The 240-nt window shown below is 65.4% G+C and carries 1 pseudogene; it reads left to right on the forward strand.

Annotation, left to right across the window (positions count from 1 at the left end):
- Positions 1–240, forward strand: a pseudogene (locus tag AC0L3B_RS40185) (hypothetical protein); the annotation flags it as partial.

Genomic DNA, 240 nt, shown 5'->3' on the forward strand with positions numbered 1-240 from the left:
GCCCGGGCACACCGCACGCCGGCATCGGCGACAAGATCCGCGGCGCCCTGGCCGTGGGTAAAACCCGCTGGGGCATGCTGGCCCTGGTGTTCTTCGCCACCACCCTCAACTACATCGACCGCGCCGCCCTGGGCGTGATGCAACCGATTCTGGCCAAGGAAATGAGCTGGACGGCGATGGACTACGCCAACATCAACTTCTGGTTCCAGGTCGGCTACGCCATCGGCTTCGTGCTGCAGG

The sequence above is a fragment of the Bradyrhizobium sp. Kon56 genome, from assembly GCF_055807635.1.